Annotated in this window: 11 protein-coding genes and 1 other RNA gene; 8 read left to right on the top strand and 4 right to left on the bottom strand. The window is 62.2% G+C overall.

The window, feature by feature from the left end; all coding sequences use genetic code 11:
• Positions 1 to 68 precede the first annotated feature (68 nt).
• From ssrA to ompA, 4 genes are all read right to left on the bottom strand, one after another.
• Positions 69 to 427: a transfer-messenger RNA gene (gene ssrA, locus P3T21_RS16080) on the bottom strand.
• 85 nt (positions 428 to 512) lie between these two features.
• Entirely contained in the window at positions 513 to 1,226 is a 714-nt protein-coding gene (locus P3T21_RS16075) for an HAD family hydrolase (protein WP_429256902.1), read from the bottom strand.
• Positions 1,227 to 1,253: 27 nt separating this feature from the next.
• The gene (ubiG, locus tag P3T21_RS16070) at positions 1,254 to 1,952 is read right to left on the bottom strand and encodes a bifunctional 2-polyprenyl-6-hydroxyphenol methylase/3-demethylubiquinol 3-O-methyltransferase UbiG (protein WP_429256901.1); all 699 of its coding nucleotides are present in this window, start codon (positions 1,950 to 1,952) and stop codon (positions 1,254 to 1,256) included.
• A gap of 228 nt (positions 1,953 to 2,180) precedes the next feature.
• Complete coding sequence (gene ompA, locus P3T21_RS16065) at positions 2,181 to 2,831, bottom strand: outer membrane protein OmpA (RefSeq protein ID WP_429256900.1); 651 nt, start codon at positions 2,829 to 2,831, stop codon at positions 2,181 to 2,183.
• A 491-nt stretch (positions 2,832 to 3,322) separates the two neighbouring features.
• Here ompA and gyrA point away from each other — a divergent pair, with 491 nt between their 5' ends.
• From gyrA to cmk, 8 genes are all read left to right on the top strand, one after another.
• A complete protein-coding gene (gene gyrA, locus P3T21_RS16060) occupies positions 3,323 to 5,959 on the top strand; it encodes a DNA gyrase subunit A (protein ID WP_429256899.1) in 2,637 nt (878 codons plus the stop codon).
• 131 nt (positions 5,960 to 6,090) lie between these two features.
• Entirely contained in the window at positions 6,091 to 6,708 is a 618-nt protein-coding gene (locus tag P3T21_RS16055) for a DUF2059 domain-containing protein (RefSeq protein ID WP_429256898.1), read from the top strand.
• Between the two features lie 189 nt (positions 6,709 to 6,897).
• On the top strand, positions 6,898 to 7,980 hold the full coding sequence (serC, locus tag P3T21_RS16050) for a 3-phosphoserine/phosphohydroxythreonine transaminase (protein WP_429256897.1): 1,083 nt from the start codon (positions 6,898 to 6,900) through the stop codon (positions 7,978 to 7,980).
• Between the two features lie 50 nt (positions 7,981 to 8,030).
• Positions 8,031 to 9,113, top strand: a complete 1,083-nt coding sequence (gene pheA, locus P3T21_RS16045; RefSeq protein WP_429256896.1) for a prephenate dehydratase — start codon at positions 8,031 to 8,033, stop codon at positions 9,111 to 9,113.
• A gap of 61 nt (positions 9,114 to 9,174) precedes the next feature.
• Positions 9,175 to 10,293, top strand: a complete 1,119-nt coding sequence (gene hisC, locus P3T21_RS16040) for a histidinol-phosphate transaminase (RefSeq protein WP_429256895.1) — start codon at positions 9,175 to 9,177, stop codon at positions 10,291 to 10,293.
• 45 nt (positions 10,294 to 10,338) lie between these two features.
• A complete protein-coding gene (locus tag P3T21_RS16035) occupies positions 10,339 to 11,280 on the top strand; it encodes a prephenate dehydrogenase (RefSeq protein WP_429256894.1) in 942 nt (313 codons plus the stop codon).
• Between the two features lie 12 nt (positions 11,281 to 11,292).
• Positions 11,293 to 12,597 (top strand): 3-phosphoshikimate 1-carboxyvinyltransferase, encoded by a 1,305-nt coding sequence (gene aroA, locus P3T21_RS16030; RefSeq protein ID WP_429256893.1) that lies wholly within the window; start codon positions 11,293 to 11,295, stop codon positions 12,595 to 12,597.
• Positions 12,598 to 12,643: 46 nt separating this feature from the next.
• On the top strand, positions 12,644 to 13,330 hold the full coding sequence (gene cmk, locus P3T21_RS16025) for a (d)CMP kinase (protein WP_429256892.1): 687 nt from the start codon (positions 12,644 to 12,646) through the stop codon (positions 13,328 to 13,330).
• The last annotated feature ends 21 nt before the right edge of the window (positions 13,331 to 13,351 follow it).

Raw genomic sequence — 13,351 nt, 5'->3', positions numbered from 1 at the left:
CCGCGCAGCGTCAGCTGGGCGGGGCATTCTGTTGATCTGCTGCTACTGCATGCTGCCAGGGTGTGTTCTGGTGGAGCCGGCGGGAATCGAACCCGCGTCCGTAAGCACTCCACAACCAGTTCTACATACTTAGTCCTGTCATTTGATTTAACCGCACCGACGCGGACGAACACGCTTCGTTACGGCGAGTCACCAGATTTTCGGCCCCAGCGTCGTGACACCACTGAGGATTAACTGACGTGAATGACCTTGCCGGGTCTTGCGACCCCTAACCCGTCAGTGAGTTAGTGCAAGGCTGGCGGGGTTAAGCCGCCAGTGCGTACGTTTCGTCGTTCGCAGTTACTAAAGTCCCATTGATTTACGAGGTGACGGGTCCTCGGTATGCCCTGAGTTGCTTTGCTACCCACGTCGAAACCAGGTCGGCCCCAGTGGAAAGATGATTATCCCATAGAACCCGATACGAGGCTAACGCCGCGCGGGATCAAGGCCTGGGCGTTGTGAATGGTGGCGGATCAGGTGATATCGCGCAGCAGGCGTTGCAGTTCGGCTGTCGACTGAACGACGTGCTTCGCGTGCCATTTGGCGGGCGGCAAGTCGGTGCCGCAATAGCCGTAGGCCACAGCGACGGTCACCATGCCGGCCGCAAAACCCGCCTGCACGTCGCGCAGGTCGTCGCCCACGTAAATGATGCGCTCCGGCGGGATTGCCATTTCCTGCGCTGCGTGCAGGAGCGGCGCGGGATGGGGCTTCGAATGCGGCGTCGTGTCACCGCTGACGACGCAGACGGCGCGTGCGTCCAGACCCAGCAACACGACGAGCGGATCGGTCAGGCGAGCGGCCTTGTTGGTCACGATGCCCCAGCGGATGCCGCGTGCGTCCAGTTCGTCGAGCACCGCGTCGATGCCCTGGAATAGCGTTGTCTCGATGCACAGATCCGCTTCGTAGTTGGCAAGAAACTCCTCGCGCATGGACGCAAATTCATGGTCGTCGGGGCCAATGCCGAAGGCGCCGCCGATCAGGCCTCGCGCGCCCGCCGATGCGAGCGGTCGGAGATCGTCGAGTGGCACCATCTCCAGTCCGCGCTCGTGACGCATCTTGTTGACGGCGGCGGCCAGGTCCGGCGCCGTGTCGGCCAGCGTGCCGTCGAGGTCGAACAGGACGGCCTGACACAGGCCAGTTGCTGCTTCGTCGTCTTCGCGTTGGGGCAGGGGCGTGGGGTCGCTCATGTAGGTGTGTTCGGAGGTTCAGGTCGATCAGGCGGGGCGGCGGCAGGCGAGCATGTAGTTCACGCTTGTGTCATCGGCGAGCGTGAAATGCTTGCTGAGCGGGTTGTACACGATGCCCTTGATATCGTCGGTGACGAGGCTGGCCGCGCGGACGAAGCCCGCCAGCTCGGACGGACGGATAAAGCGCGCGTAGTCGTGCGTGCCCTTCGGCAGCATGCGCGCGATATATTCGGCGCCGATTACCGCGAACAGATACGCCTTGACGTTGCGGTTGAGCGTCGAGAAAAACACCCAGCCGCCCGGTTTGACGAGCGTCGCGCACGCAGCGACGACGGCCGACGGCTCGGGCACGTGTTCCAGCATTTCCATGCAGGTAATGACGTCGTATATGCCGGGTTCGCGGGCGGCGAGCGCCTCCGCGGCGATTTCTTCGTAATCGACGGTTACACCACTTTCAAGGCTGTGAAGATCAGCGACGCCCAGCGCCTCGCGCGACAGGTCGATGCCCTTCACGTGTGCGCCGAGCCCGGCCATCGATTCCGACAGGATGCCGCCGCCGCACCCAATATCCAGCACGCGCTTTCCTGCCAGCGATGCATGGGCGTCGATCCATTTGAGCCGGACCGGATTCAGCTCATGCAGCGGCTTGAATTCGGCGTTCGGGTCCCACCAGCGATGGGCAAGATCGCTGAATTTCTGAAGTTCGTGGGGATCGGCGTTGGTCATGTCGGGTGCGGGCCTTGATGAAAGCGGGTGAGCGGGCAGGCGAGGATAAACCCTGAGTATATAGGCCGTCGGAGATCGCGGCAAAATGCCGCGTAAACGCGGCGTGGTTTAGCCAGAAACCGGCTGCGAAACGGGGATTTCCCATTCCGTCGGCGGTACATAATCGGCGCCCGGAATAAAAAAAGCCCCGCCGAAGCGGGGCCTTGATACTGCGGTAACGCTCTAACCTTACTGCTTCGAAGTACCGACAACTTCGACTTCCACGCGGCGATCCGGTGCGAGGCAGGCGATGAGTTGCTTGTGGTTCTTCTGGTTGCAGCCGGTCGTGACCGGGTTGCGCTTGCCCTTGCCTTCCGTGTAGACGCGGTTGGCTTCGATGCCCTTGCTGACCAGGTATGCCTTGACAGCTTGTGCACGACGCAGCGACAGACGGTCGTTGTACTTGTCCGAACCGATACGGTCCGTGTAACCCGTTGCGACCACGACTTCCAGGTTCAGACCCTGGATCTTCGAGGCGAGGTCATCAAGCTTTTCCTTACCAGCCGGCTTCAGGACAGCCTTGTCGAAGTCGAACAGGGCATCAGCTTGATACGTGATCTTCTGGCTGGTGATAGCCGGCGCGACAGGCGCAGGCGGAGCCGGCGGGGTCGGAGCCTGGGCTACCAGGGCGCCATCGCACTTCGCGTTAGCCGTTGCCGGCGTCCAGAACGCATCGCGCCAGCAAAGCTCGTTCGTGCCGTTCATCCACACGTATTCGCCGGTGCCGTTCACCCAGTTGTCGTTCGTGGCTTGTCGCGACGCCGGCACCGACTGTGCCGAAGCGGATGCAGCCATTACTGCGGTAGCTGCAATGAACGCGAGCTTTGAAAGTTTATTCATATTTCTCCTCTCGAAATTGAGATTACCGCAGGTTTACTGCGAGCTTGTTGACGAAGACAAGTCATACATTGCTCGAAGTATAACATTGGTGCGGAACAAAAGACGCGCTGTGTAGACTTCGAGCAGTGTCTAACTCTTTGTGCGTTGGCATTTTGCCATATCGTTCCCTTCCGACGATAAAAAAATCCTCCCCTGTTTATTGCCCCCAACCAATTGTGGTGCATGCGCAACAAAGGACCTGCCCGACTTTTGCGCACGCCCGTTTTGTTCCGACGCGCAGTCCGATCCAGGAAAAATCTACCGTCGGGCAGGCCGTCGTACCGGCACGCAGGAGCCGTTCCCTGCCCTCTCCCTAATAGGTATACGTACCCCCGTCGGGCGCGGATGCCGGCCATGTTAGAATCGCGTGATGCGTTGCGCCTGCAGCGTCTACGCGAAGCTGGCTTCCGGCAGGTTTGGAGAGACGGTTTCGCATGTAAAAGACACGGATAATGGATCAATTCGCTAAAGAGACTCTGCCAATCTCCCTAGAGGAGGAAATGCGCCGTTCGTATCTCGATTACGCGATGAGCGTAATCGTGGGGCGTGCGCTCCCCGATGTCCGCGATGGCCTGAAGCCGGTGCACCGGCGCGTGCTGTACGCGATGCACGAACTCAATAACGACTGGAACCGCGCCTACAAGAAGTCCGCGCGTATTGTCGGCGACGTGATCGGTAAATATCACCCGCACGGCGACACGGCTGTATACGACACCATCGTCCGGATGGCGCAGGACTTCTCGCTACGATACATGCTGGTCGATGGCCAGGGTAACTTCGGGTCCGTCGACGGCGACAACGCCGCGGCGATGCGGTACACCGAAATCCGCATGGCGAAGATCGGCCATGAGCTGCTCGCTGATATCGATAAGGAAACGGTCGACTTCCAGCCGAACTACGACGGCAGCGAAAACGAACCGGCCATTCTGCCGGCGCGTATCCCCAATCTTCTGATCAATGGCTCGTCCGGTATCGCGGTCGGGATGGCAACGAACATCCCGCCGCACAACCTGAACGAAGTTGTCGACGCCTGCCATCACCTGCTGAAGAACCCGGAAGCGACGATCGACGAACTGATCGAGATCGTCCCGGCGCCGGACTTCCCGACGGCCGGCATTATCTACGGTGTCGCTGGCGTGCGAGATGGCTACCGCACCGGCCGCGGCCGCGTTGTGATGCGCGCGCTGACGCACTTCGAGGAGATCGATCGCGGCCAGCGCATGGCGATCATCGTGGATGAGTTGCCGTATCAGGTGAACAAGCGCTCGCTGCTGGAGCGCATCGCCGAACTGGTCAACGAGAAAAAGCTGGAAGGCATTTCCGATATCCGCGACGAGTCCGACAAGAGCGGCATGCGCGTCGTGATCGAACTGAAGCGCGGCGAAGTGCCCGAGGTGATCCTCAACAATCTGTACAAGGCCACGCAACTGCAGGACACGTTCGGCATGAACATGGTCGCGCTGGTCGACGGCCAGCCGAAGCTGCTGAACCTGAAGGAAATGCTCACCTGCTTCCTGTCGCACCGACGGGAAGTGCTGACGCGGCGCACTGTATACGAACTGCGCAAGGCTCGTGAACGCGGCCACGTGCTCGAAGGCCTCGCCGTCGCGCTCGCGAACATCGACGACTTCATCGCGATCATCAAGGCCGCGCCGACGCCGCCGATCGCGAAGCAGGAGTTGATGGCGCGTCCGTGGGATTCGTCGCTCGTGCGCGAGATGCTGGCGCGCGCGGAGACGGAGAACGCGTCGGCCGGCGGCCGTGAGGCGTATCGTCCGGACGGCCTGAACCCCGCGTTCGGGATGCAGTCGGATGGCCTGTACCGTCTGTCGGACGTCCAGGCGCAGGAAATCCTGCAGATGCGTCTGCAACGCCTGACCGGTCTCGAGCAGGACAAGATCATCGGCGAGTACCGCGAAGTGATGGCCCAGATCGCTGATCTGCTGGACATCCTCGCGCGTCCGGAGCGCATTACGGCGATCATCGTCGACGAACTGACGTCCATCCGCGCCGAATTCGGCGATGCGCGCCGCTCGAAGATCGAGCTGAACGCAACCGAACTGAACACTGAAGATCTGATCACGCCGCAGGATATGGTCGTCACCATGTCGCACGCGGGTTACGTGAAATCGCAGCCGTTGTCCGAATATCGCGCACAGAAGCGCGGAGGTCGCGGCAAACAGGCAACTTCCATGAAGGAAGACGACTGGATCGACACGCTCTTCATCGCGAACACGCACGATCACATCCTGTGCTTCTCGAACCGCGGCCGCGTGTACTGGGTCAAGGTTTACGAAGTGCCGCAGGGTTCGCGGAACTCGCGCGGGCGCCCGATCGTCAATATGTTCCCGCTGCAGGACGGCGAGAAGATCACGGTCGTGCTGCCGGTCAAGGAATTCTCGGCCGACAAGTTCGTGTTCATGGCGACCGCGCTCGGCACGGTCAAGAAGACGCCGCTGGAAGCCTTCAGCCGGCCGCTGCGCAAGGGTATTATCGCGGTCGGTCTCGATGACGGTGATTACCTGATCGGCGCCGCGATCACCGATGGCCAGCATGACGTGATGCTGTTCTCGGATTCAGGCAAGGCAGTGCGCTTCGACGAAAACGACGTGCGTCCGATGGGCCGTGAGGCGCGCGGCGTGCGCGGCATGCAGCTGGACGACGGGCAGCAGGTCATCGCACTCCTCGTTGCCGGCGACGAACAGCAGTCGGTGCTTACGGCAACAGAGAACGGCTTTGGCAAGCGCACGCCGATCACCGAGTACACGCGTCATGGCCGCGGCACAAAGGGCATGATCGCGATCCAGACCTCGGAGCGTAATGGCAAGGTCGTCGCCGCGACGCTGGTGGATCCGGAAGCCCAGATCATGCTGATCACCAATACGGGCGTGCTGATTCGTACGCGCGTGTCGGAAATCCGCGAGATGGGACGCGCAACGCAAGGTGTTACACTCATCAGTCTTGATGAGGGCACGAAGCTTTCAGGCCTGCAACAGGTGGCCGAGGCGGAAGCTGATGTCGAAATCGAAGGCGACGCCGAAGGTCCCGCCGATGCCGATTCAAACGGCGAAGAGGGCGGCGCAGTCTGATCCGCGCCGGCGCCTCGCGGCTGGTTCGCGGGTAACGAGTGAACAAGCCGCATGAATCTGCGTCGACCTTGTGAGGTTGCGGCGCGGTTCGTGCGGCGGGTAGTTCGATCAATTTCTCTTAGGGAGTAATGATGCAAAAACGATTCAAACAGTTGATGTTGCTGGCCGCTTTCGTACCGACCCTCGCGATGGCGCAAGCACTTCAAACCCAGCAGGCAGCTCCGGCTGCAGCAGCCCCCGCAGCAGCGCCGGCAGATCCGGCCAAGCAGGCTGCGATCAAGGATCTGCTGGACGCGATCGACGCGCAGAAGCTCGTCGGCGCAATCGGTAACAGCGCACAAATGCAGGCCAAGCAGCTGGTTCCGGCGATCCTGTCGGACGCGCTGTCGGAAAACAAGTCGCTGACGGACAAGCAGAAGCAGGCTTCCGTCCCGACGCTGCAAAAGAACACGGTGCCGAAGCTGGTTGACTCGGCGGGTCAGGTGTTCGCAACGGATTCGTTCCGCCAGGACGCGATGCAGGCTCAGTACGACGCGTACGCGAAGTACTACAGCACGCAGGAAATCAAGGATCTGACGGCGTTCTACAAGAGCCCGACGGGCCGCAAGTTCATCCAGGTGCAAGACCAGGTGGGCCGCGATGTGGTGAACGGTCTGATGCAGAAGTACATGCCGCAATCGATCAAGGCAACGCGCGACCAGGCTGACAAGGAAGTCGCTTCGGTCAAGCCGGCTGCCGCCACGAAGTAAGCGGGTCAGCAGGCTAAGCCGACGCTGCTGCAGCCGGCCACACAAGGACGTCTTCGGGCGCCCGGGTTTGGCGGGTTGGCAGTGTCAGTGCGATAATGGCCGTTTGCGCGCACGCGCAAACGGCCATTATCTTTTCAGGCGCGCACTATTCGCAGTTTTTGTGCCGCGCCTGCTTCCGGGGTTCTCACGATGCGCGTCTTTAATTTCTCCGCCGGACCGGCGGCCATGCCCGAAGAAGTGTTGCGCGAGGCCGCGGCTGAAATGCTCGACTGGAACGGCAGCGGCATGGGCGTGATGGAAATGAGCCATCGCGGGAAAGAATTCATGTCGATCCATGAAGAGGCGCTGACTGATCTGCGTGAACTTCTCGCGGTGCCGGCCAGTCACCGCATCCTGTTCCTGCAGGGTGGCGGTCTCGGAGAAAACGCAATCGTGCCGATGAACATGCTCGGCGCGAGAAAGAACATCGATTTCGTCGTGACCGGCTCGTGGTCGCAGAAGTCGTTCAAGGAAGCGCAGAAGTACGGCGCCGCGCACGTTGCTGCGTCGGGCCAGACCGCGGACGGTTTTACGCGCGCGCCGTCGTTTGCCGAATGGAAACTGTCGGACGATCCGGCCTACGTGCATTTGTGCACGAACGAGACGATCCACGGCGTCGAAACCTTTGATATTCCCGATCTCGGCGATATCCCGCTTGTCGCGGACGCGTCGTCGCACATTCTGTCGCGCCCGATGGACATCGCCAAATACGGCGTGCTCTTCGGCGGCGCACAGAAAAACATCGGCATGGCGGGCGTCACGGTTGTGGTCGTGCGCGAGGATATGCTTGATCGCGCGCTCGCGATCTGTCCGTCGGCATTCGAATGGAAGACGGTCGCCGAGAACAATTCGATGTACAACACGCCGCCCACGTACGCGATCTACATCGCCGGGCTCGTGTTCAAGTGGTTGAAAAAGCAGGGCGGTCTGGCAGCCATGGAAGCGCGCAACCTCGAAAAGTCGAAGCTGCTTTATGACACGATCGATGCCAGCCGCTTCTATCTGAACAAGGTCGAGCGCAACGCGCGGTCGCGGATGAACGTACCGTTTTTCCTCGCCGACGAGTCGCGTAACGAAGATTTCCTGGCAGGCGCGAAAGCGCGCGGGCTGGTGCAGCTGAAGGGCCACAAGTCCGTCGGCGGCATGCGGGCGTCGATTTACAACGCGGTGCCGCTCGAAGGCGTCAAGGCGCTCGTCGAGTACATGAAGGAATTCGAACAACGCAGCACCTGATTTTCGGCGCGCATCCTTTTCCGTATTCTCCGGCAGGGCCGTTTTCACGCATGGACGACGAACTTAATTTACGACTCAAACCGCTGCGCGACCGCATCGACGCGCTCGACGCGCAACTCATTTCGCTCCTCAACCAGCGGGCCGCCGTCGCGCTCGAAGTGGGCGAGGTCAAGAAGCATTTCAACGCGCCGGTGTTTCGCCCGGAACGCGAACAACAGGTCATCGCGCGCCTGCAGGGCATGAGCGACGGCCCGCTCGCCGACGATCACATCAGCGCGATCTGGCGGGAAATCATGGCCGCGAGCCGCGCGTTGGAAAAGACGATCTGCGCGGCGTATCTCGGGCCGGTCGGCACGTACAGCGAGCAGGCGATGCACGAATACTTCGGTCAGTCGATCGAAGGGCTGCCGTGTCCGTCGATCGACGAAGTGTTCCGCTCGGTCGAAGCCGGTGCGGCCGAATTCGGCGTCGTGCCGGTCGAGAATTCGACCGAGGGCGCGGTGTCGCGCACGCTCGATCTGCTGTTGCAAACGCAGCTTGTGATTGGCGGCGAACTTGCCTTGCCGATCCACCACAACCTTCTTTCGCTGAACGGCGGCCTGACCGGCGTCACGCGCGTCTGTGCGCATGCGCAGGCGCTCGCGCAATGTCAGGGCTGGCTCACGGCCAACGCGCCGCATCTCGAACGGCAGGCCGTCGCGAGCAATGCCGAAGCGGCGCGTATGGCCGCTGAAGATCCGACGATCGCGGCCATTGCCGGCGATCGCGCGGCGACGCACTACGGCCTGCAGGTTGCATATGCGCTGATCCAGGACGATCCGCACAACCGCACCCGTTTCGTGATGATCGGCAAGGAGCCGGCGGGCCCCACCGGCAACGATCAGACGTCGCTGATCCTGTCGGTGAAGAACGAGCCGGGCGCGCTCGTCAAACTGCTTGAACCGCTCGCACGGCACGGCGTGTCGATGACGCGCTTCGAGTCGCGGCCGGCACGGGTCGGCACGTGGGAGTACTACTTCTATATCGACTTCGAAGGCCACCGCGACGATGCAACCGTCGCGGAAGCGCTCGCCGACCTCGAAAAGAAGGCCGCGTTTGTGAAGATTCTCGGCTCGTATCCGCGTTCGCGCTGATATCACGCCGTTCTGGTACACCGTCCAAAAGCCAACTGGCACAGTCGATCTGGAGTCACTCATGACATCGCAATTCGGTCCTTCCTATGTGCGCGAAATCGCGCCTTACGTCGCTGGCAAACCGATTTCGGAAGTCGCCCGCGAGTTCGGCCTCGATGAAGCACGCATCGTGAAGCTCGCGTCGAACGAAAACCCGCTCGGCATGCCCGACTCGGCAAAGCAGGCGATGGTGAAAGCGGCGGGCGAACTGGGCCGTTATCCGGATGCGAACGCGTTCGAACTGAAGGCTGCGCTGGCCGCGCGCTACGACGTGCCCGCCGAATGGATCACGCTGGGCAACGGCAGCAACGATATCCTCGAAATCGCGGCGCACGCGATCGTCGAAAAAGGCCAGTCGATTGTCTACGCGCAGTATTCGTTTGCTGTCTACGCGCTGGCTACGCAAGGTCTGGGTGCGCGCGCGATCGTCGTGCCGGCTGTGAAGTACGGCCATGACCTCGACGCGATGCTCGCTGCAATGACGGCCGACACGCGCCTGATCTTCGTCGCGAACCCGAACAATCCAACCGGCACATATATTGAAGGCCCCACGCTCGAGGCTTTTCTCAATAAGGTCCCGCGCGATGTCGTCGTCGTACTCGACGAAGCGTACACGGAATATCTCGCGCCGGAAAAGCGCTATGACTCGATCGCGTGGGTGCGCCGCTATCCGAATCTGCTCGTGTCGCGTACGTTCTCGAAGGCGTATGGCCTGGCCGGGCTGCGCGTCGGCTTCGCGATCGCGCAGCCAGAACTGACCGATCTGCTGAACCGTCTGCGCCAGCCGTTCAATGTGAACACACTCGCCCAGGCGGCGGCGATCGCAGCGCTCAACGACAACGCGTTTCTCGAAGAGAGCGCCTCGCTCAACGCGCGGGGTTACCGCGTGCTGACTGAAGCGTTCGACCGGCTCGGTCTCGAGTATGTGCCGTCGGATGGCAATTTCGTGCTGGTGCGTGTCGGCGACGACGACAACGCCGGCAACCGCATGAATATCGGTTTGCTGAAGCAGGGTGTGATTGTGCGTCCGGTCGGCAACTACGGTTTGCCGCAGTGGCTGCGCATCACGATCGGCCTGCCGGCTGAAAACGAAGCGTTCATCGCGGCGCTCGAAAAGACTCTCGCCGCCGCTTCTAATTGAGCGGCTCGACCTGCTACCGCGCGCCGTTTCACGCGCGCTTTTTCTGTGACCGCTGTGGCCGCATTTTCTTTTGACAAGCTGGTGATTTTGGGAGTCGGTCTGATCGGCGGCTCGCTTGCGCGCGCATTGCGTGAGCGTGGCGCCGTTGCGGGCGCGCGGACCGTGATCGGGGTAGGCCGTTCGGCTGCATCGATGGCGCGCGCGCTGGAACTTGGCGTAGTCGACGGCACCGCTCTGCTGGCCGACGATGCGGCGTTGCGTGCGGCGCTCGCCGGTGCCGATGTCGTGCTGCTCGCGGCGCCCGTCGCGCAGACGCAGCCGCTCCTCGAACGCATCGCGCCTTTCCTCGACGACACAACGATCGTCACCGACGCGGGCAGCACCAAGTCCGACGTGGTCGCGGCTGCGCGTGCGGCGCTGGGCGCGCGCATCGGCCAGTTCGTACCGGGTCATCCGATTGCCGGCCGCGAATCGAGCGGTGTGGATGCCGCATTGCCGGAGCTGTATGCCGGTCGCAACGTCGTGTTGTGCCCGTTGCCGGAAAACGGGCAGCAGGCCGTGGAGCACGTCACCGCGATGTGGCGTGCGACCGGCGCGAGCGTGTCCAGCATGTCGCCCGAGCAGCATGATCGGGTGCTGGCTTCGGTGAGCCATCTGCCGCATGTGCTGTCGTACGCGCTTGTCGAGCAGATTCTGAATTCGCCGGACGCCGCGCTGAAGTTTTCGTTTGCCGCTGGCGGCTTCCGCGATTTCACGCGGATCGCGGCGTCGAGTCCGGAAATGTGGCGCGACATCTGCGTTGCGAACCGCGCGGCACTCCTCGATGAACTCGACGACTACATGGCTGTGCTGACGCGTCTGCGTGCCGCAATCGATGCCGCCGACGGCGCCGCGCTCGAAGCCGTTTTCGCCCGGTCGCGCGTTGCCCGCACCGAATGGCAGGAGCGCGGCGGCACGAAAGTTTCTGTCGGCGACGCCTCGAAATAACAGGACACATTCATGGAACATCTCGATCTCGGACCTTATTCCCGTGCGTCCGGCACGATCCGCCTGCCTGGCTCGAAGAGCATTTCGAACCGCGTGCTGCTGCTGGCCGCGCTCGCCGAAGGCGAAACGACGATCACGAACCTGCTCGACTCCGACGACACGCGCGTGATGCTCGCCGCGCTCGAACAACTCGGCGTGAAGCTGAAGCGCGACGGCGACACGTGTGTCGTTTCGGGCACGCGCGGCGCGTTTACCGCGTTGCGCGCCGACCTGTTCCTCGGCAATGCCGGCACGGCAGTGCGTCCGTTGACGGCGGCGCTGGCCGTCAACGGCGGCGACTATCGCATACACGGCGTGCCGCGGATGCACGAGCGGCCGATCGGCGACCTCGTCGACGGCTTGCGGCAGATCGGCGCGAAGATCGACTACGAGGAAAACGAAGGCTATCCGCCGCTGCGCATCCGCGCCGGCGAGATTGCCGCCGAAGCGCCGATCCGCGTTCGCGGTGACGTGTCGAGCCAGTTCCTGACCGCCTTGCTGATGACGCTGCCGCTCCTGAAAACGGAAAGCGGCGTGACGATCGTCGACGTCGAAGGTGAGCTGATCTCGAAGCCTTACATCGACATCACGATCAAGCTGATGGCGCGTTTCGGCATCGAAGTCGAGCGACTCGGCTGGCAGCGCTTCACGGTGCCGTCGGGCAAACGCTATCAGTCGCCGGGACAGATCATGGTGGAAGGCGACGCCTCGTCGGCGTCGTATTTCCTCGCTGCGGGCGCGCTCGGCGGCGGACCGCTGCGTGTGGAAGGCGTCGGGCGGGCGAGCATCCAGGGCGACGTCGGCTTCGCGAATGCGCTGATGCGGATGGGCGCGAACGTGTCGATGGGCGATGACTGGATCGAAGTGCGCGGCATCGGCCACGATCACGGCAAGCTCGATCCGATCGACATGGACTTCAACCTGATTCCGGACGCTGCGATGACGATCGCCGTCGCCGCGCTGTTCGCCGACGGCACGACCACGCTGCGCAATATCGCAAGCTGGCGCGTGAAGGAAACCGACCGGATCGCCGCGATGGCGACCGAACTGCGCAAGGTCGGCGCGAAGGTGGAAGAGGGTGAGGACTACCTCGTCGTCACGCCGCCCGAGAAACTGACGCCGAACGCCGCCATCGACACCTACGACGACCACCGCATGGCCATGTGCTTCTCGCTCGTCAGCCTCGGTGGCGTGCCGGTGCGCATCAACGATCCGAAGTGCGTCGGCAAGACTTTCCCCGACTATTTCGAGCGTTTCACGGCGCTCGCCCAACCCTGACGCTGAAAGCTGAATTGAGCTCACCCGACCTGACGCGCGACTTTAGATGAAACCGACCCGTCCCTTTCACCAGACGCCCGTCATTACGATCGACGGCCCGACCGCCTCCGGCAAAGGCACCGTGGCCGCGCTAGTCGCCGCGCACCTCGGCTTCCACTTGCTGGACAGCGGCGCGCTATACCGGCTGGCCGCACTGGCGAGCCTGCGCTACAACATCGCCGCCGACGACGCCGACGCGCTTGCAAACCTGATCAACGATCTGCATATCACCTTCCGCGAGGGCCTGGCCCAGCTCGATGGCGTGGATGTTTCAGCCGAGATTCGCAAGGAAGAGATCGGCAACCGCGCATCGACGATCGCCGTCCACGCGTCTGTTCGAGCCGCGCTGGTGGCGCGTCAGCGCGCGTTTCGCAAGGAACCGGGGCTGGTCGCTGACGGCCGCGACATGGGCACCGTGATCTTTCAGGACGCGACGCTCAAGGTGTTCTTGACGGCCAGCGCCGAGGCCCGCGCCGCGCGGCGGTATAAGCAATTGATCCAAAAAGGAATTTCTGCTAATATAGATGACTTGCTCCGGGATTTGCGTGCGCGCGACGAGCGCGATAGTCAACGCGCGGCCGCGCCACTTAAGCCCGCAGCGGATGCAAAGCTTCTGGATACCTCGTCGCTTTCGGTCGACCAGGCGGTCGATCAGGTGGTGCAGTGGTACCAGAGCGCGGTAGTAAAAAGCTGATGCAACATGTAGCTGTAGTCC

Origin of the sequence: Paraburkholderia sp. GAS334 (assembly GCF_050436625.1) — a bacterium.
In the GTDB taxonomy this organism is placed as follows: Bacteria; Pseudomonadota; Gammaproteobacteria; order Burkholderiales; family Burkholderiaceae; genus Paraburkholderia.
Note: the sequence above shows the minus strand (reverse complement) of the source record. Positions and strands in the feature narration are given on the sequence as shown.